The sequence below is a fragment of the Planococcus shenhongbingii genome (assembly GCF_030413635.1).
Lineage (GTDB): Bacteria > Bacillota > Bacilli > Bacillales_A > Planococcaceae > Planococcus > Planococcus shenhongbingii.
This window is the reverse complement of record NZ_CP129235.1, coordinates 546,176-564,604: the sequence shown is the minus strand read 5'-3', so window position 1 is coordinate 564,604 and position 18,429 is coordinate 546,176. Positions and strand designations below refer to the sequence as shown.

Here is an 18,429-nt window from a genome sequence, read left to right as displayed (position 1 = left end):
CAGGGTAGAGAATAAAATTACAAAAATAAAAAAAGAGGTTGATAATATGGTAAAAATTGCAGTTGAACATCCTTTTACAGACGTTCAGCGTGCCTTGAAGAAAAAAGGATACCAGGCAGATATGGTAAAGCGAACAATAGAAGCAATCGATTACGACGCGATTGTTGTACGGAATCAGAATGTTTTCGCCGGTTCGCGTATAGAAGGCTCACTCGTGGAAACCCGTGGGCGCAGCATCAATGAAATTGTCGAAGAAGTAGAAGAACGCCTTCAGCGGGCCGGAAAAATCGCCGGAACAGCAAATGCTGCCAAAAGCAGCTCAAGCGGCAGTTTCACATCAGGCGTAATAACCGGGGCACTGGTTGGCGCAGCCGCAGCACTTCTTGCAGCTCCAAAAAGCGGGAAAGAACTGCAAAGCACAGTGAAAGAAAAAATTTCGGGCGGCAATTCTGATGACACCGGAAAGTTGGACCAAGCAAAAGAGAAAGCTTTACAACTAACTGGCCAATTGAAAGAGAAAGCCATGGAAATAAAAGATAAAAAAGGCAGCAATGGTTCTTCAGCCGGTCAGCAAAAAGGGAAAACCTCTGCGTTTGCAACAGTCCCAGAGGGCTTTCGCGTCGTCACGGTCGGGTCAGGCAATCCCTTAACGGAAATCGGCCGCAATTCCCCGAGCACCTTGGTTCAGTTTAAAGACAAATATTTCTTAGTCGACTGTGGAGCCAATACAACCAGCACTTTATTGGAGCTAGGTCTTCCTGCCGAAAAAATTACGAATATGCTGTTCACTCATCAACACGTTGACCATAACGGTGATTTCTGGACGTTCTTCATTGACGGTTGGCAAGGATCCGATGGACGAAGAGCCCTTAATTTAGTCGGGCCGCAAGTCCAGGAACTGTATGACACAACCGTTAAGTTTTTTAAGAAAGATTTGGAGTACCGTGCAAGTTTAGGCACGGCGAAAGACGGGGCGCTGACGAATGTGAATATCACCGACTTCACTGAAGAACATCATAGCTTGGAACTTGATGGTGTGAAAATCACGGCTATTCCCGTTCCGCATACTGCTCCAACCTATGCGTACCGCTTTGAGGCAGAAGGCCAAAGTGTCGTAATTTCAGGAGATTTAGCTTATACCGATAATCTTGCACCATTTGCAAAAGGTGCAGATATTCTGGTGCTGGATGGTATGATGACCGGGACTTTCTCAGCTCTTTCCGAAAAAGCAGCTAAAAATTTAAGGGACGGCTTAGAAGGATCTCACGCGACTACAGAAGAACTCGCCAAAATGGCTGCAGATGCAGGGGCCAAGAAAGCTGTTCTGACCCATATTGGATTGGGTGGAATAGACACTGAATACGTCAAGAAGGCATTTTCAGATGCGAACTTCAAAGGAGAAATCGTGCCCGCTGAAGATGGCCTTGTGATTAATCCGTAAATATCAGTTTCAAAATAACATGAGCCGGCATCTGTTATCAGGTGCCGGCTTATTCTTTTTGTTGCTCGTAGTTGAATACGTAACAACTGTTCACTGATAAAGGCATCAAAATGAAAGAAGCCACCGAGATTTTCTCGGCAGCCCTGAAGCAAAAGCATGTGTTTATACTTGAAATTTATTAACTTATTTTACTTCCTGCACACGCACTTTTTCTAAGTGGCGTTGCATTTGGCCTAAATGGCCTTCAATATGCTTAACAATGAGATGGTCAATCAAGAACGATAGTGGTTTGCCGTCGAAGTTCGGGTTATAGCTTGGTGCAGTTTTCGCTAAGTCTTCTTCTTGAACTTTCTCAAATGCATCTTCTGTAAGAGGGACAAGCGATTGCAGCCAGAGAACGGCTTCTTCTTTTGAAACAGCTTCCACTTGTTTTTCTTCAACAGCTGCTAAACGTCTTACATGTTCGTGATTGCGTCCCCATTTTGCACCCGGAACAATCAATAGCGCTTCCAAATCGGCTGTCCAGAATTCTACTGCTTCAATGACATGGTTGGCAATTTGCATAACTGACCATTCTTCTGCAGAAGGCTTCTTATATAATAAAGATGTTTCTGTCGTTTCTAATATGCTGACCATTTGGCTGATCGTTGATTTGATGTTTGTTGCACTTTCTTTCAATTTTTCAATAGTCACTGTAAAATACTCCTTAGTTCCGGTTGTAAACCGTTATTTTTAATGCTTTGCAACTAAACAAAGAGAGAGGAATGAATTTCATGTCCAGCAATTCAACAATTGGCTCATTAGCTTTGGGAATTCAAATTATTGATGCCGTTGCGCAAAGCGATCTTCCATTGAAGTTTTCCGATATCCAAGAAGTTACCGGCATTTCCAAAAGCAATCTATACAAATACTTAAATACATTAACGCGACTGGATTTATTGTACCGGGATCAAAGGCGCGGTTCTTATTCTCTTGGTTATAAATTCCTGCAATACGGCACTGCCGCTTTGCAAAATGCTGATTTTATCGACAGGTTGACTCCCTATTTTAAAGAAATCAGCAAAATCACCAGTATGACCACACTCTTCGCTACTTGGGTGAATGAGGGACCGATTATTACAAATATCTGGAATACCAATTACGGGCTGAATATCGGCGCGCAAGTAGGAACCAAACTGCCACTTTATTCGGCATCCGGCAAAATCTTTGCCGCCTATGCCCATTCAATGGAAATGACTAACTGGATTGAACAAGAGCAGCAAGCAATCGAAAACTTCGACATTTCCAAGTTCCAGAATGAGATGAAACAGATAAGAAATAGCCAGTATACATACGCCTACGAACCTCTTATCCGCCATGTATCGTCTCTCGGGTTTCCAATCCTGAACTATAAACGTGAACTGATCGGTTCTTTTTCTGTCGTCGGCTTCTCAGAAGATATCCCTCATGAAAGTGATTCAGAAATCATTCAACGCATTGTTTCAATGAGCAAAGAAATGTCTGCAATCTATGGATACAAAGAGAAAGAGGAATGATCCCTCTTTCTCTTTTTTTATTTTTTAAGCTTTTACTTCGTTTTTACGGACATTGAAGTAGTTGTATAAGTGATCGGCTACTTCATAGTCAGTTGCTTTATGCTGGCTGAAAATCGTATTGCGCAAGAGTGTTGTGATTTCGTCTTCTGCATGGATGATTTCTCCCCATTTGCGTGCAGACGTTTGAACCATAGCACTGCGTGGCAGTCTTTCAGCCTGGTATTTAGTGAAAGCTTCGTTATAAGTCGCTTCTGTTTCCAGTGCTTCCCCTAAGACAAAAGCATCTTCAAGTGCCTGTGCTGCACCTTGCGCCAAGTACTGCAGCATTGGGTGCGCCGCATCGCCCAGCAACGTCACGTTGCCTTCTGTCCAGTTTTCGATTGGCAGACGATCGAACATTCCCCATCGGAACTGTGTAGAAATAAACTCCAATGCCTTCTCAACAAGAGGATGAGCTCCTTTGAAGCGCTCTACCATTTCTTCTGGTGTTCCCCAATCGCCATCTGGTTTGTAGTCATATGTTTTAAAGACGACCACTTGGTTATAAAGTTCACCGCGGCGTACCGGATATTGAACCAAGTGAAGGTTCGGCCCGATCCACATGATGACATCGTCCATCGCGACATCGCCTTTTGCTGTGATTTCTTCAATCGGAATTGTTCCGCGATAAGCTACGTATTCAGAGCAAATCGGCTCATCATCAGAGAATAATTTCCGGACATTTGATTTCAAGCCATCTACACCGATGACAGCTTCCGCGTTGTACGTTTCGCCATTTTGGTTTGTAACGCTCGCTTGGCCTTCTTCTTGTTCAACCGTTTGGATGATCTGATTGTTCATGAATGTGATACGGTCATATTTTTTACATGCTTCGAATAACACACGGTGCAAGTCTGAGCGGTGCAATACCAGGTATGGCTGTTTAAAGCGCTCTTGGAATCCTTCAGTCAAATCTAAGACTGCCAGCTCTTCTGCAGTATAAACGTCTTTTAAGACCAAGCGTTTAGGAGAAACTGAGACTTTCTCGATTTCTTCTTTTACACCAAGTTGATCCAACACATATAAAGCGTTTGCCCCTAACTGAATTCCTGCTCCCACTTCGCCAAATTCAGGTGCTTGTTCCATTACTGTTACGGACTTGTCTGTACGCTGAACAATTGAAAGCGCTGTCGCCAAGCCGCCGATTCCTCCACCTACAATAATGATATCGCTTACTTTTTCCATTTGAAAACCTCCAGAAATATATTTAATCCACAAATAGAGAACTAAGTTTCTTATTAATGAAAACTTTAAGCTTTTCTGTTATGATTGTCAATAAGAAATATAAATTTTCTATCTTTTTGATCAGTTCTTTCTCTTTTTTATGCTTGCGAAGGGATGGAACAGAAAGGAGGAAGAAGAAATGGAAGAAAGAAAGCCGGCAATTATCCAATCGCTTCAGAATGGATTGGATGTTCTGGAAATGATCGCGAAAGAACGCAGGCCGATGAAATTCACGGAAATCCAACAGCTGACGAATATGACCAAAAGCAATATCCATAAATACTTGACCACTCTTTCTCTAGCTGGATTTCTCCACCGTGATTCTGCAACCCATACATATACGCTGGGCAACAGGCTGATTGAAATCGGCAATATGGCCCAAGGCGATACCTCATTTATTGAGATCGCTGATTCGTATATGAAAGCTTTCGCAGAAGAAACAGGGTTGACCGCATTGATTGCACTTCCTTCTATAGACGGTCCGCTGGTAAAAGAAATCTGGAGCGTTACTTATGGAATTGACATTGGCGCACAGCATGGAACCACATTGCCGCTTCTTTCATCGACAGGATATATTTTCTATGCGTTCCAAGAAGGGCTGCAGTTAAACAAGTGGATCAATCAATCCAGTCAAACTTTATCTGTTCATGAACAATTAGCCATCATGAAAGAAATGGAACAAGTCAAAGAGCATTTGTTCGCGGCTAAAACAGAACCGCTCATTGAACACATTTCATCCTGCAGCGTGCCGGTATTTAATCATCAACAGGAATTAGTAGCAGCAATTACAGCAGTTGGTTATAAAAATCTGATTCCACAAAACCATCACCACCCGAATGCGCAGAAAATGCTTGCGCTTTCAAAAAAGCTATCCAATTATTCCACATGACTTTTTCAGAAGAAACAGAAAATTTACGAAAAGTATTGACAATGTACGTACAAATGGTTTATGTTTTCTATAAATAGAGAACTAAGTATTCTATTTAGATAATTAGGAGGTCTATCATGAAATTAATTAACTATACACATAATGGCTTAACACGTGCTGGTGCAATTGTAGACGAGCAGGTGGTTGACTTAAATTTAGCTTACCAAGCGCAGTTGCAGGCAGCTGGTGAATATCGTTACAAAGAAATTGCACACGCTTATGTGCCGTCTACAACGGATGAATTATATCAAGGCGGAGAAAAGTCGCTTCAATTGGCGCAAGAAGCCGTAGATTTCATCTTGGCTAATCCTTCTGTATCTGCTCAAAAAGCTGTTTACAAGCTTGAAGAAGTAAAAGTGGAAGCACCTGTCATCAATCCTGGAAAAATCATTTGTGTCGGACACAACTACCGCGAACACATTTTGGAAATGGGCCGCGAATTGCCGACTCATCCAGTAATTTTCGCAAAATTCGCGAACACGATCTTAGGTCCGGAAGATGATATCCCGTTCTACCCGATTTCAGAGCAGCTTGATTACGAAGCAGAATTCACATTCGTTATCGGCAAACAAGCACGCAATGTTTCTGAAGAAGATGCGCTGGATTATGTAGCCGGTTACACGATCACAAACGATGTGACTTACCGCGACATTCAACGCCGCACGTTGCAGTGGCTGCAAGGTAAAACAGTAGACGGCTCTGCACCAATGGGTCCTTACCTTGTTACTACTGACGAATTGAAAGATCCGTCCGGTTTGGATGTTGTCTTGACTGTAAACGGAGAAGTTCGCCAGAAAACAAATACAGCTAACCTGGTCTTCTCTGTTCAGAAATTAGTTTCTTTCCTATCTAATCTGATGACGCTTGAGCCTGGCGATGTTGTATTGACAGGTACACCTGGTGGAGTTGGAGTCGCGATGAAACCTCAGCAATTCTTGAAAGACGGAGATGTTGTACGCATCGAAATCGACAAAGTCGGCGCACTTGAAAACAAAGTTGCTACTGCAGCAACTACTCTAGTTAACGCGTAATAGTTATTTGAGCAGCTGATGAAATCGTTTCAGGCGGACGCTTTCCGCGGACACGGCTTCAGCCGCTTCCCTCACTACGTTCAGTCCAGGGTCTTCAGCTCGCGCTGTCCCGCTGGAGTCGCCGCCTTCCACTCTTTCAGCTAGAGTTATTTGGATAAGGAAAAACATAAAGCTGATTATCCTTTTAACAAAAGCATCGAAAGATATGAAGCAAAACAGCGGAGAAAACCGTACTGCTCCTGCAGTGCTGCGCACTTCGTCGCAAAGACTTAGCCTCGCAGGCTTCGGCTAATGTCTTGCCTGCGGGATAGCGAGACAGCCAAGACCCCGCAAGACGCGAAGCGGCTGAGGAGGCTTGGCGCTCGCCCGCGGCAAGCGCAGCTGTTTTGCGGAATATCATAGCTATCATTTATACCAATCTACTTACAGAAGGAGTCGAAGTAAAATGGCCGGAGTATCTCCAGAAGTAGCAGAATTTATGAAAAGTCAAACGGTAAAAGATTATAACAAAGAAATTGCTCAATACAACTTAGGGCCTCTTTGGGAAGCAATTCCTGAAATCATGAACAAAACGCCGAAGCCGCAAGCCGAAGCATATTTATGGTCAAAAGAATTGATTGCGGCGAAAATGGCTGAAGCTTGCCAAATCTTCACACCTGACCGCGGTGGTGAACGCCGTGCGCTTTATTTCCAAAACCCTGGCTTGACTTACCGCAAACCTTGGGGCTGGGCTTCAACTTCCCAAACCATTTATGCCGCTGTCCAGATGCTTCTTCCAGGTGAAAAAGCACCTTCTCACCGCCATTCACAATCTGCACTGCGCTTCATTTCTGAAGGGACAGGTGCTTACACAATCGTTCAAGGCGAACGCATTTTCATGGAAGAAGGCGACTTCTTGACGACGCCTAAAAACTTATGGCACGGCCATGAGCATTTAGGTGAAGAACCGATGCTGTGGATGGATGCACTCGACATCCCTACGCTCTATTCAATCGGTGGAACTTTCTTTGAACCATACGAAGGCGGGCTCCAAGAACCGGAAGTTCCCGATAACTTCTCAGAAGTTCGCTACCGCGGCGGCATGATGCGCCCTGTAGGAGACGATAAATACACAGTTGCCCCACTTGCAAACTATAAATGGAACCGCACAGTAGACGGCATCAACGGTTTAATGCAATATGAGCCAGACAAGCACCACGGCTTTGCACTTGAATACATCAATCCATCAACAGGAAAATCGGCAGCTCCTACTTTAGGAACTCGCATGCAGCACCTTCCTGCTGGTATGCATACACAGGCATTGCGCCATACCCACTCAACTGTCTACCATGCACATAAAGGCGAGGGCTATACCGTCATCAACGGTGTACGCTTTGACTGGAAAGCCGGCGATTACTTTGTAATCCCGAACTGGGCTTGGTATGAACATAAAGCAACGAAAGACGCTTACCTGTTCTCAGTCAACGATATTCCAATCATGGATCGCTTTGAGTTGGAGCAGCAACAATCATTCGATTCCAATAATGGCCATCAGGAAGTTACTGGTGAGTTTAAAGCAGCATTCCGTTAATACTTGATGAATGAAAACACCCCGTAAACATGAGACATTGCGCTCGCGTTTACGGGGTGTTTTTATTAGCTATTTATAGGCTTTTAATTTTTTCAAGTAAGACGAAAGGCTTTCATGCTGGTCCAGCATATGTTGCTCTTATGCATTTACTATTTCTATCAGCGATTTACTGAAAATGATAATTTATATCCGTTCGGTATATGGACAGCTTTTCTCCAACCAATCAATTGGTCGGTGCGTGTGTATAATTTAGTTTCTGTAATAAGAACTGGATCTTTGTCTTCTAGTTCCAAAATCTCCACCTCCATTTCGGATGCAACGGAAGCGTAAATTTGATGGTCCTCACGGGAAATATGAGTGCCTTGTTCATTTTCGAGAAGTACAAAAATGCTGTTGGTTTCTTTCAGTTCTTCTGTAGTCGGGTGGAATTTTTCTGGCACATGCAGATAAGTCTGTGTCCAGACAAGCGGTTTGTCTTCAAGCAAGATTAAACGCGAAATTTTTAATACCTCTTTACCCGGATCCAGCCGGAGAATCTTATAAAGTTGTTGAGTCGGCACTACACGGTCCACATTCAATATTTTCGACTTGCAATCCAACCCTTGACTGCGAAGGTAAGCAACCAGTCCTCCTAGCTCCAGCCCTGGAGGCCGTGCCGGCATTTCCTGTACTGGGAAAGTGCCTTTCGCCCGTTCCCGGTAAACATACCCTTCATCTGTAAGCTCCTTTAATGCCTGACGAACAGGCGCCCGGCTCACATGAAACCGTTCAACTAGTTCATGCTCGGTACTGAAAGGCCGCCCAGTTTCGCCGGAAGCTGCTTGAAGCTCCTTAATCAATATCTCTTTGATTTGCTTGTACAAAGGGATAGGTGAACTGCGGTCGATTGTTTGTTTTGGCATCAAACTTGTCATTATTGGACTCCTACTTTCTCAAATGGTTTGCTGGCCTGCATCTTAAGCAGCGCTGCAAGGTGTGCCTGGACATAATCAAATATTACACCAGGGGTAAGTATCCGTAAAACAAGGCCATTAAAACGTTTTCTTATTCGCTGCTGTCATCTGTTGAAAATAAGCATGGGCATGAATGACAAACGCCTGCGAAATTTTGGTTGGATAGGAATACTTGTGCTTTAACAAGCCGATTGTCCGAGTGAACTGCCCATTTTTAATCTTCACGTGCTTAATTTTATCTTCATATAAATTTACCGAAGTTTCAGGTGTAAATGACGCACCTCGCCGTTTTTAACAAGCTGCAAGATTGTCGTCGCTTCTTCCAGTTCCACTTGATAGAACGGTGTATATCCGACGGATTTGCAAAATTGATCCGTGAATTGCCGGAAACTGTATTGGTCGGTCAAGCCGATGAATGGCAAGTTGTCGTCCAAGTCCATGAGGTCAATCGTTTCTGTGTTTGCTTCTTTATAGGATTTTGGCACAGTCAGAAAAATTTCTTCTTCAAATAACGGCACCCATTCCACATTCGAATGATTGATCTTTTCTGTCGTGATGCACAAATCGTATTTTCCATTTTCTATAAACTGCTGCAAATTTTCTTTTGATAATGGAACCTGCTGGCACATGACATTCGGATAGTCATCGAAAAACAAGTCGATGATATTGGTGAACGTATATGGAAGCGTAGTGACAATCGATAAACTCCCTTCTCCTTCCCCTTTTCTCTCTTCCAGTGACCGCTCCAGATTGCCGACTTCTGAAAAGATGCGCTCTGCCCGCTGAAATAAAAATCTCCCATTATGACGGCTTATGGCGCCGATGAAGCGGATGTGAATGCTACTCGTGCAAAAAAAGCACCCGTCAAAGGCGCATCCAAAAAAGAAGCGATCAAATCGCCGGCCTTTTATCTTGTCCTGCTCTTTACGGGACTATTCGGTTTAGCTTCCACGGTCAGCTTCCACGTGCCGAACTTTGTGGAATCCATCGGGTTTACGGCTACCATGGCGGCGATGGGCGTTACATGTGTAACGATTGGCCAAACAGGCGGCAAGTTCCTGCTAGGTGCCATCAATGATAAATTTGGCGTGAAAGCCGCACTATTTGTCGGCATTGGCGGCGGCATGATCGGGGTAGTCGCATTGCTGGTTTCCAATTCATTCGGTATTGGGATGCTCTATGCGGGCGCCTTATTATTTGGCATTGGATTCTCCGGCTCTACCTTGCTTCCGCCTGTCTTGATCCAGGAAGTATTCGGTGGACGCGATTACGCGTCCATCTATACCACCATTATGTCCGCTTCTACCCTAGGCGTTGCATTCGGTACCACCTTATTCAGTTACCTCTACGATACGACGGGTTCTTACTACATCGTGTTCATTATCGTACTTGTATTCTTCACGATTACGATTTCTTCCAGCTTGTTCTCGTTAAAGTGGAAGGCAAAACTGAATTACTAAGCAAAAAGGCCATTCAACAGTTTAAGAAACTGCTGTATGGCCTTTTTCTTTTGCTGAAATAAAAACAGCACCAATCTCCATGGAATGGAAATTGGTGCTTCGTTGCCTTTATTTTGCTTCACGTGATTCTCTTGGCGGTTGGCATACATCGCATTTGCGCTGGTTGTTTTTGTTAAATTTTGTAAAAGTCTTTTCAAAGTTGTTGCCGCATGAACATTTAAATAGCAGCTTCTGGGAAAACCCGTGATATTCCGTTGATAACAATGTGCTGTCTGAATTTTTTTCTACGAATTCTCTAATTTTATCGATCGTCCATCGTTTATTCATCTTGTTACACCTCTATAGTTTATTGGTAGGCGGTTGGCCGTCCGTTCAATTGGAGCAAATGCCGTCATCATCCTAAGTTCCTCATTATAGCACGGATGGGCACAAGATACTTATTTCGACGATAAAAAAAGCACCGGTTTAAAGCACCGATGCTTTCTGTTTTCGAAAACGTTTCACATAAACCAAGAATTCTCTGCTTAGCTTTCCAAGCATTAAATTATTTATTTTTTACAGGATGATAGTAGACATGCTCCGTATAGTCTGTAATGATTCCATCAACATTTAAATCGAATAGACGTAAAGCTTGTTCTTGTGATCTTGAAGTGTATGGATAAATCTTCATCCCCGCTTCATGAACATCACTGACCAATTCATCCGTCACAATGTTCATATTGGGATTGAAATAATCAGCATAAGCAGCGAATTGAGACAATTGTTCTTCCGTTACATTTGCCCAGCTCGCTCCTGCCAGAACGCCATGAGAGAGATTCGGCAAAAGTTCTTTAGATTTTTTCATAGATTCATGGTTAAAGGATTGGATGATGACTTTCCCGTTATTCGATACATCCATATTTCTTTCAATCAAAGCATCCGCAACTTTCTCCTCCATTCCTGGATAAAGTTCTGGTGCCTTTAACTCGATTAAAATGCCAACCTTTCCACGAAACGCATCTAATACTTCCTCAAAGGTAGGAACCTTCTCACCAGCATAGTCTTCACTAAACCAGCTGCCCGCATCCAACTGTCTGATTTCCTCAAACGTTAAATCGCCCACTTTTCCAGTTCCATTGGTTGTCCGATCGACAGTGGTGTCATGAATAACGACAAGCTCCCCGTCTTTTGTCATTTGAACATCAATTTCAATATAGTCCGCCTTCATTTCAAATCCTTTTTGAAAGGCTCCCATCGTGTTCTCCGGTGCGTGCCCGGAAGCTCCTCGATGTGCTACGTTCACCATTTTTTGCTGTTCCTGTTTTGAAATCACCTGTCCTACTTCTCCGTGTCCAGCCGCAAATGTGGGTCCAGTAAAGGATGCCGCCGCCATACTTACTGCTAAAATAGTAATCATTCGTTTCATTTAACCACTCCTTATGTAATATCAACCTTATTATAAGCAGTGACTATGGAGCAGATATTAATAGATCATTAAGAAGTGTAAAGGGAATATATAGGCTTTCCCTGTAACTGTTGTTATGCAATTTTAAAAGCATAAAAAATAACCACCTCTCCAATTTTCCGAGAAGTGGTTATTCCTATATGAATAACATATAAACAAGACAGTTTAACAACCTAGCCTATGATGAAGATTACATCGTGCCTTCCATAAGGTTTATATCGGCAGGTTTGCAACAGAAGATGCGTTTTGATGCGATGAACGCATTACTTTACTTGAATCAATGATTCCTTCATTCTTTGCTCAAACTCATGAAGCAATGCCCGCACTTCGTCCGTCGATTCCGTCTTCAGCAATTGATTTCTGAGTTCATCGGCGTTCGGGATTTCGCTGACATAGATTTTAAAGAAGCGGCGCAGCGGCCGGAACGGCAGTGGTTCTGTTTCTGTGGAATATTGATCATGCAGATCCAGCTGCAGTTTCAGGAGGCCAAGAAATTCCTCGGTGCTGTGCGCCTGCGGCTCTTTTTCAAAAGCGAATGGATTATCAAAAATCCCGCGTCCGATCATGACTCCATCGATGCCGTATTTATCGGCAAGCTCCATGCCTGTCTGGCGATCCGGAATATCCCCGTTGATCGTCAACAATGTGTCGGGCGCCACTTCATCCCGGAGCTTCTTAATTTCCGGAATCAGCTCCCAATGCGCAGGCACAGCGCTCATTTCTTTTTTTGTGCGCAGATGAATCGACAGATTGGCAATGTCCTGTTCCAAGACGTGGGTCAGCCAGCCTTTCCACTCATCCACATCGGTATAGCCAAGCCGCGTCTTCACACTGACCGGCAGTCCGCCCGCTTTGGCGGCCTGGATGACTTCCGCTGCGTTATCTGGAAAGCGGATCATGCCGCTGCCTTTTCCTTTGGTCGCCACGTTCGGCACCGGGCAGCCCATATTAATATCAATTCCTTTGAAGCCTTGTTTCGCCATGCCGATGCTCATCTCCCGGAACTGCTCAGGTTTATTTCCCCATATATGAGCCACAATCGGCTGTTCATCTTCTGTAAATGCCAATCGCCCCTGCTCACTAAAAATACCATCCGGATTGCAGTAACTTTCCGTATTCGTGAACTCCGTAAAAAATACATCCGGCCGTGCCGCTTTTGCCACCACTTTTCGAAAAACCACATTCGTGACCTCTTCCATCGGTGCCAGAATAAAAAACGGCCGCGGCAAATCACGCCAAAAATTTTCTTTCATCTTCAACTTTCAATCCTTTCATTACGGGATGTAAGGCAAGCTCTTCATCCAAAAATCCTTAGTACATCTATGCTGAAAATAAAAAATATCAAATATAATTATTAGGTCGTCTCATTTTTTCTTAACCTTATACAGTTTACACGAGCCGCTCATTTATGGAAAGTGACGGAGGTCAGAAAGCTTTCTTTACCGCAGACTGAACCGATTTTTTCTATACAAAAAGTGCCAACTCAGGGGAAAGCAGTTGGCACTTATCTTCGTTTTATCAAAATCTTGCATTCGTAATTTTGTAAAATTCATTGAGCACATGAATGTATAATACTTCATCCGCCAATCAGGCTTTTTTCCTTCAGGAAATCCTGTCAACGCAATACAGTTTCTCTTTGTGTTAAGAATGGGAAGTTAATAAGCAACCCAGCTCAATCCCGTAGTTCCTTCACCCGCGTGCACGCCTACACAAACACTAAGCGGAACCACTTGTACTTTTAGTTCCGGAAATTCCTTTAAGAGCTCATTCTTCCAGATTTCTGCATCAGCTGCATTATTGCAATGATTTACCGCAACATCTGATACAGTTCCTGCAGCAATACCGGTGCGCAGTGCAGAAACGACGTGGTTCTTTGCCCGTTTATTTGAACGGACTTTCTCTTTCATGACCGGCTTGCCTTCTTCAAACGTAATGACCAATTTGATATTCAGTACATTGCTCAAAAAAGCCTGTGTTCCGGAAACACGCCCACTTTTATGCAGTTGGTTCAGGCTTGAAGGAATAAAGGATAAGTATGATTTAGCCGCCATTTCATTGATCGTTGCCACAACCTCTTCCACTTCTTTGCCTTCTGACAACAGCTCAGTGCCGGTTTCAATCATTTTAACCATTGGAAAAGAACCGATTTTGGAATCAATCGGATACACGTTGAAGTCTGTCATCTTCGCAGCTGCCTGTGCGCTTTCAAATGTGCCCGAAAGCCCACTTGATAAATGTAATGCAATTGCGAGATCGTATCCTTCGGACTGCAATTTTTCATATAAGGAAACCATCTCTCCAATTGCAGGCTGCGAAGTTTTGGGAGAGACTTTCGCTACGCGTAATTTTTCATAAAATTGTTCCTGGGTAAGGTCAATCGACTCTCTGTACTCGCCATCTGGAAACACAACGCTAAGGGGTAGAACGTATACATCATGCTGTTGAATGAACGCTTCATCCAGTTGGGCAGCTGTGTCCGTAATCCAAGCTATTTTCATCATTAAAATTCTCCTTTAAATGCCACTCCATATCGGTAATGGCTCGCTTCTATGGATAACGTACAGGACTAATGAACTGGCACCCAGTGACAGCTGTCATATATAGAAGAAGTTTTAAATGGACTGACATAATTTGAACTTATTTTTTAACCTTACAATAGTTGGAGAAAAAATTGAAAAGACCGTTAATCCACTGAAGGTTTAACGGTCTTTTGGCTGTTTCTTTAAATGGATTGATGTAAAGACACCGATTAAAAGAATTTATACGTGTTCTTTCCTGCTTTTTTTGCCCGATATAAGGCTTCATCCGCATTTTTAAGAACGGTGTTCAAATCATTGTTGCTCCCGCTTGGATAAGATGCAATTCCAACACTTGTAGAGAGCTGATAGTTGTTATCCCATGTACTTAAACTACCGAGTACATGTTCCGCCCGTTCACTCATTTCCTCTTTGCTCAATATGTGCGGAAAATGGACGATAAATTCATCTCCGCCTAACCGGACGGCAAAAGCATCGTCGTAGTCATCTGTAAATTTTTCAAGCTTAGAAGCGACTTCTTTTAACACCAGGTCCCCGGCATCGTGGCCGTATATGTCGTTGACCTTTTTAAATCCATCCAAATCGAGAAAGAATACCGCTCCCCCTGATTCGGAATGTTCTTCAAAAAATCTGGAAAGGTAATGTCTGTTGTATAGTTCCGTTAAAGAATCACGATAGGCAACACGCTCTAGAACCAAATAGTAAGAAAACATCCTGACTATTCTTTGAAGCATGGTGATGCTCTTCTCGTCAAATCGGCTTTGCTCATGATGCACCGCACACAATGTCCCGAACCGTTCTCCATCAATAAAAGAAATAGGAATGCCCAAATACGACTTGGCATTGACACTCTCAAGTGTATTTCTTAATTCACTCGGACAAGTCTGTTCCGTAATGTCTTCATAGACTAATGGTTGTTTGTTTTCAAAGTCAATCCGGTCACAAACCGTGTCGCCAAGGTTAATCATCATTCCTTCCGCCAAGAGAATCCTTGTATCATAATTTGAAAGCTTTAAGATAATTTGCTGGGTATCGCTGAAAGATGTTAAATAAATCAATTGATCTGGCAAAATTTCTTTGGCCAAATCCAGCACATCACTAGCCAGCTCATCAAAATTTTTATACATCTGCAACTCTTGCAACGTGATCGCCATAAAGCACCTCGATTATTATCATAATTTATTGCGATTGATTGATTGGACATTAAGCAAACTGCCTATACTTTTGAATATCAGTTCAAAGAGTAAGACTCTTCAACTAAATTGCCCAATAGTGTAAGTGTATCATTTTCCACGGCACATCATAACAGCTTTTTCCAAAATACAAGTGAATATGTAGGGGAGCGAAAACAAAAAGAACTCTAACCCCTTCATATTAGGGGTTAAGAGTTCTCTTTCAGCGTTTATTATTCCGTCCATTCATGGGTGACTTGAAAACAGAATCTTCATTAGATAACCTTCCAGGATTTCACCTCTCAATATATTCATATAGAAACGACTGTCCCTCACGGTAAAAACGCGGATCATATAACCCCAGTCTCTTCCCATCATCCACTACAACCACAAAAGGCGACCATTCATAGAGTGTTTTCGCTTCAGGACTTCGGGAGAATAAGTAGTCAAGATCGGCACCTTTATCAGAAACTAAAACATATCGTTCTTTTTCTTTCTGGAACAAGTTGTCCTGAAAAATAGTCACGGTATCATCTTGTTTCACGATGACCGAATAGGTCCAAGGAACAAATTCAGCAGAAAGAGCGACCTGATCGTATTTTTCATCATATTGGTTGTAAACGAGAAATCCTTGAATGCTTTGAATCATGAAATGAAGAAGCATCAATATCCAAGCCGTTTTGAAGTCGGCAGGCGCCTTTTGCTTGTTTTTTCTCGATAAAACAAAAGCAATCCCCATTATGGTCCAGAACACCAAATCAATGATGGGAATGGTTCCGAAGGTGATCCGAGCATTTGAAAAAGGCTCCAGATAACCTGTCCCCCATGCATTAAACAAATCACTCGTATCATGGATGAACACAGCAAGCCATCCAAGGAAAAACAGCTTTTTATCCCTTACTTTAAAAACTGCAGCGCAAATCAAAAAAATTATGGCCGCCCATAGCGGCGTCAGGAAAATGGAATGCGTGATGCCCCGATGCCACATCTGGTATTGGCCGGTAGTATCCCACAAACTAGAGATCACATCGATATCAGGAACTAAGCTCGCCCCTACAGCTGTCAGCAAATAAGCGCGTTTATGATTTTTATCCATATTTTTCTTATCCACTGTTCCGTACAATGTGAGTCCGAATAAAGTGTGCGTAATGGTATCCACACTGCTGCCTCCAATAATCTCGTATGCTTGCATCAATGACTTTACTATAAACAACCGAATAGTCGGTTGAAAACAGTCTTCCTCTTTATTCTGTATTATAGAATGATTGAATAGGAATAGAAAAACATTTGAAATCGGTATGCAATGAACGGGGAATAATTGTGGCAGAAGTAAGTCTTGAGCTTTCCTCATACACAAAAAGCGCCAACTCCTTTTGGGGAGTTGGCGCTTTTAAATTGTGGGACTGTGTTACATCATGCCGCCCATGCCGCCCATATCAGGCATTCCGCCGCCCATTGCTGAAGCTGGTTCAGGAATGTCTGCTACAACTGCTTCAGTCGTCAAGAACATTGCTGCAACAGAAGCTGCGTTTTGCAATGCTGAACGCGTTACTTTAGTTGGGTCAACGATTCCTTCTGCCAGCATATTGACCCACTGGCCGTTAGCTGCGTTGAAGCCGATGCCGACTTCTTCTGATTTCAGGCGGTGAACGATGATCGATCCTTCAAGGCCTGCGTTTGTTGCGATTTGGCGAACTGGCTCTTCAAGTGCACGAAGAACGATGTTGATGCCCGTTGCTACGTCGCCTTCTTGAGACTCAAGAAGTTCTGCCACTTGGTTGTAAACGTTGATAAGAGCAGTACCACCACCCGCAACGATACCTTCTTCAACTGCTGCGCGAGTTGCGTTCAATGCATCTTCAATGCGAAGTTTGCGTTCTTTCAACTCAGTTTCAGTAGCTGCTCCGACTTTGATGACTGCAACGCCGCCAGCCAGTTTAGCCAAGCGCTCCTGCAATTTCTCTTTGTCGAATTCAGAAGTTGTTTCTTCCAATTGGCTGCGGAGTTGAGATACGCGGCCAACGATTTTCGCTTGGTCTCCAGCACCTTCAACGATTGTTGTGTTCTCTTTTGAAACAACAACTTTAGAAGCGCGTCCAAGTTGAGTGATGTTTGTGGATTTCAGCTCTAGGCCAAGATCTTCAGTGATCACTTCAGCGCCAGTCAATGTTGCGATGTCTTCCAGCATAGCTTTGCGGCGGTCACCAAATCCAGGAGCTTTAACAGCTACTGCATTGAATGTTCCACGCAATTTGTTTACTACTAATGTAGCAAGTGCTTCGCCTTCAACGTCTTCCGCAACGATCAATAGCGGTTTGCTTTGTTGCACAACCTGCTCCAACACAGGAAGGATTTCCTGGATGTTTCCGATTTTCTTATCTGTCACCAAGATGAATGGGTTGTCTAGGACAGCTTCCATTTTCTCAGAATCTGTTACCATGTAAGGTGATTGATATCCGCGGTCGAATTGCATACCTTCCACGACATCAAGTTCAGTTGTGAAGCCACGGGATTCTTCCAACGTGATAACGCCGTCGTTGCCAACGCGCTCCATTGCTTCAGCGATCAAGTTGCCTACTTCATCGTCTCCAGAAGAAATCGCTGCAACTTGTGCAATTGATTCTTTTCCTTCGATTTGCTGGGAAACAGCTTTCAAGCCTTCAACAGCACTTTCTACTGCCATTTCAATACCGCGGCGGATGCCGACAGGGTTTGCGCCAGCTGTAACGTTTTTCAAGCCTTCACGGATCATAGCCTGCGCTAGAACCGTTGCAGTTGTCGTACCGTCACCTGCGATGTCGTTTGTCTTAGAAGCTACTTCAGCAACCAATTTCGCGCCCATGTTTTCAAATGCGTTTTCAAGTTCGATTTCTTTCGCAATGGTTACACCATCGTTCGTGATAAGAGGTGAACCGAATTTCTTCTCAAGTACAACGTTGCGCCCTTTTGGCCCAAGCGTCACTTTTACTGCATCTGCTAATTTATCAACACCAGCAGCCATTAAACTGCGTGCATCTTCGCTGAATTTAATTTCTTTTGCCATCTGTAGTTTCCTCCTCTATCTAATTACCATTCTAAATTAAAATAGTTTACTA

General features: G+C 43.4%; 17 protein-coding genes. 6 read left to right on the top strand and 11 right to left on the bottom strand.

Annotated features, from left to right (window positions below; all coding sequences use genetic code 11):
• The first annotated feature begins 46 nt into the window (after nucleotides 1–46).
• Nucleotides 47–1,441: a YkuS family protein gene (locus tag QWY16_RS02975; RefSeq protein WP_300991366.1), complete on the top strand. Its 1,395-nt coding sequence runs from the start codon at nucleotides 47–49 to the stop codon at nucleotides 1,439–1,441.
• 183 nt (nucleotides 1,442–1,624) lie between these two features.
• Here QWY16_RS02975 and QWY16_RS02970 read toward each other — a convergent pair whose 3' ends face one another.
• Entirely contained in the window at nucleotides 1,625–2,134 is a 510-nt protein-coding gene (locus QWY16_RS02970; RefSeq protein WP_300991365.1) for a DinB family protein, read from the bottom strand.
• A gap of 80 nt (nucleotides 2,135–2,214) precedes the next feature.
• Here QWY16_RS02970 and QWY16_RS02965 point away from each other — a divergent pair, with 80 nt between their 5' ends.
• Complete coding sequence (locus QWY16_RS02965; protein WP_300991364.1) at nucleotides 2,215–2,976, top strand: IclR family transcriptional regulator; 762 nt, start codon at nucleotides 2,215–2,217, stop codon at nucleotides 2,974–2,976.
• 24 nt (nucleotides 2,977–3,000) lie between these two features.
• On the opposite strand, the gene QWY16_RS02960 is transcribed toward QWY16_RS02965, so the two are convergent.
• Nucleotides 3,001–4,200: an FAD-dependent monooxygenase gene (locus tag QWY16_RS02960; protein WP_300991363.1), complete on the bottom strand. Its 1,200-nt coding sequence runs from the start codon at nucleotides 4,198–4,200 to the stop codon at nucleotides 3,001–3,003.
• 178 nt (nucleotides 4,201–4,378) lie between these two features.
• On the opposite strand from QWY16_RS02960, the gene QWY16_RS02955 reads away from it, so the two are divergent.
• The 3 genes from QWY16_RS02955 (at nucleotide 4,379) to QWY16_RS02945 (ending at nucleotide 7,768) form a co-directional block, all read left to right on the top strand.
• A complete protein-coding gene (locus QWY16_RS02955; RefSeq protein WP_300991362.1) occupies nucleotides 4,379–5,128 on the top strand; it encodes an IclR family transcriptional regulator in 750 nt (249 codons plus the stop codon).
• Nucleotides 5,129–5,244: 116 nt separating this feature from the next.
• Nucleotides 5,245–6,198 (top strand): fumarylacetoacetate hydrolase family protein, encoded by a 954-nt coding sequence (locus QWY16_RS02950; RefSeq protein ID WP_300991361.1) that lies wholly within the window; start codon nucleotides 5,245–5,247, stop codon nucleotides 6,196–6,198.
• A 445-nt stretch (nucleotides 6,199–6,643) separates the two neighbouring features.
• Entirely contained in the window at nucleotides 6,644–7,768 is a 1,125-nt protein-coding gene (locus QWY16_RS02945; RefSeq protein WP_300991360.1) for a cupin domain-containing protein, read from the top strand.
• 158 nt (nucleotides 7,769–7,926) lie between these two features.
• Here the strand turns inward: QWY16_RS02945 and QWY16_RS02940 are convergent, their stop codons facing one another.
• Together QWY16_RS02940 and QWY16_RS02935 are read right to left on the bottom strand one after the other, a co-directional pair.
• Nucleotides 7,927–8,682, bottom strand: coding sequence for a GntR family transcriptional regulator (locus QWY16_RS02940; RefSeq protein WP_300991359.1), 756 nt, complete (start codon nucleotides 8,680–8,682; stop codon nucleotides 7,927–7,929).
• A gap of 290 nt (nucleotides 8,683–8,972) precedes the next feature.
• On the bottom strand, nucleotides 8,973–9,377 hold the full coding sequence (locus QWY16_RS02935; protein WP_300991358.1) for a LysR family transcriptional regulator substrate-binding protein: 405 nt from the start codon (nucleotides 9,375–9,377) through the stop codon (nucleotides 8,973–8,975).
• A 147-nt stretch (nucleotides 9,378–9,524) separates the two neighbouring features.
• On the opposite strand from QWY16_RS02935, the gene QWY16_RS02930 reads away from it, so the two are divergent.
• The gene (locus QWY16_RS02930) at nucleotides 9,525–10,181 is read left to right on the top strand and encodes an MFS transporter (RefSeq protein WP_300991357.1); all 657 of its coding nucleotides are present in this window, start codon (nucleotides 9,525–9,527) and stop codon (nucleotides 10,179–10,181) included.
• Nucleotides 10,182–10,289: 108 nt separating this feature from the next.
• On the opposite strand, the gene QWY16_RS02925 is transcribed toward QWY16_RS02930, so the two are convergent.
• The 7 genes from QWY16_RS02925 to groL all read right to left on the bottom strand — a co-directional run bounded on the left by QWY16_RS02925 (nucleotide 10,290) and on the right by groL (nucleotide 18,377).
• Nucleotides 10,290–10,508 carry a hypothetical protein gene (locus QWY16_RS02925; protein ID WP_300991356.1) on the bottom strand — a complete coding sequence of 73 codons (219 nt, stop codon included), beginning with the start codon at nucleotides 10,506–10,508 and terminating at the stop codon, nucleotides 10,290–10,292.
• A gap of 217 nt (nucleotides 10,509–10,725) precedes the next feature.
• Entirely contained in the window at nucleotides 10,726–11,586 is an 861-nt protein-coding gene (locus QWY16_RS02920; protein ID WP_300991355.1) for a glycerophosphodiester phosphodiesterase, read from the bottom strand.
• Between the two features lie 302 nt (nucleotides 11,587–11,888).
• Nucleotides 11,889–12,878, bottom strand: coding sequence for a tRNA dihydrouridine synthase (locus QWY16_RS02915; RefSeq protein WP_300991354.1), 990 nt, complete (start codon nucleotides 12,876–12,878; stop codon nucleotides 11,889–11,891).
• Nucleotides 12,879–13,280: 402 nt separating this feature from the next.
• A complete protein-coding gene (locus tag QWY16_RS02910; protein ID WP_300991353.1) occupies nucleotides 13,281–14,126 on the bottom strand; it encodes a DegV family protein in 846 nt (281 codons plus the stop codon).
• Between the two features lie 248 nt (nucleotides 14,127–14,374).
• Complete coding sequence (locus tag QWY16_RS02905; protein WP_300991352.1) at nucleotides 14,375–15,316, bottom strand: sensor domain-containing diguanylate cyclase; 942 nt, start codon at nucleotides 15,314–15,316, stop codon at nucleotides 14,375–14,377.
• A 313-nt stretch (nucleotides 15,317–15,629) separates the two neighbouring features.
• Nucleotides 15,630–16,493 (bottom strand): metal-dependent hydrolase, encoded by an 864-nt coding sequence (locus QWY16_RS02900; protein ID WP_300991351.1) that lies wholly within the window; start codon nucleotides 16,491–16,493, stop codon nucleotides 15,630–15,632.
• 249 nt (nucleotides 16,494–16,742) lie between these two features.
• A complete protein-coding gene (groL, locus tag QWY16_RS02895) occupies nucleotides 16,743–18,377 on the bottom strand; it encodes a chaperonin GroEL (RefSeq protein ID WP_300991350.1) in 1,635 nt (544 codons plus the stop codon).
• Between the last annotated feature and the right edge of the window lie 52 nt (nucleotides 18,378–18,429).

Excerpts from the sequence above, each read along its gene's own strand:
- QWY16_RS02940 (WP_300991359.1), bottom strand. The coding sequence starts at position 8,682 with ATGACAAGTTTGATGCCAAAACAAACAATCGACCGCAGTTCACCTATC.
- QWY16_RS02945 (WP_300991360.1), top strand. The coding sequence starts at position 6,644 with ATGGCCGGAGTATCTCCAGAAGTAGCAGAATTTATGAAAAGTCAAACG.
- QWY16_RS02910 (WP_300991353.1), bottom strand. The coding sequence starts at position 14,126 with ATGATGAAAATAGCTTGGATTACGGACACAGCTGCCCAACTGGATGAA.
- QWY16_RS02955 (WP_300991362.1), top strand. The coding sequence starts at position 4,379 with ATGGAAGAAAGAAAGCCGGCAATTATCCAATCGCTTCAGAATGGATTG.
- QWY16_RS02960 (WP_300991363.1), bottom strand. The coding sequence starts at position 4,200 with ATGGAAAAAGTAAGCGATATCATTATTGTAGGTGGAGGAATCGGCGGC.
- QWY16_RS02905 (WP_300991352.1), bottom strand. The coding sequence starts at position 15,316 with ATGGCGATCACGTTGCAAGAGTTGCAGATGTATAAAAATTTTGATGAG.
- QWY16_RS02920 (WP_300991355.1), bottom strand. The coding sequence starts at position 11,586 with ATGAAACGAATGATTACTATTTTAGCAGTAAGTATGGCGGCGGCATCC.
- QWY16_RS02930 (WP_300991357.1), top strand. The coding sequence starts at position 9,525 with ATGACGGCTTATGGCGCCGATGAAGCGGATGTGAATGCTACTCGTGCA.
- groL (WP_300991350.1), bottom strand. The coding sequence starts at position 18,377 with ATGGCAAAAGAAATTAAATTCAGCGAAGATGCACGCAGTTTAATGGCT.
- QWY16_RS02950 (WP_300991361.1), top strand. The coding sequence starts at position 5,245 with ATGAAATTAATTAACTATACACATAATGGCTTAACACGTGCTGGTGCA.
- QWY16_RS02975 (WP_300991366.1), top strand. The coding sequence starts at position 47 with ATGGTAAAAATTGCAGTTGAACATCCTTTTACAGACGTTCAGCGTGCC.
- QWY16_RS02925 (WP_300991356.1), bottom strand. The coding sequence starts at position 10,508 with ATGAATAAACGATGGACGATCGATAAAATTAGAGAATTCGTAGAAAAA.
- QWY16_RS02965 (WP_300991364.1), top strand. The coding sequence starts at position 2,215 with ATGTCCAGCAATTCAACAATTGGCTCATTAGCTTTGGGAATTCAAATT.
- QWY16_RS02915 (WP_300991354.1), bottom strand. The coding sequence starts at position 12,878 with ATGAAAGAAAATTTTTGGCGTGATTTGCCGCGGCCGTTTTTTATTCTG.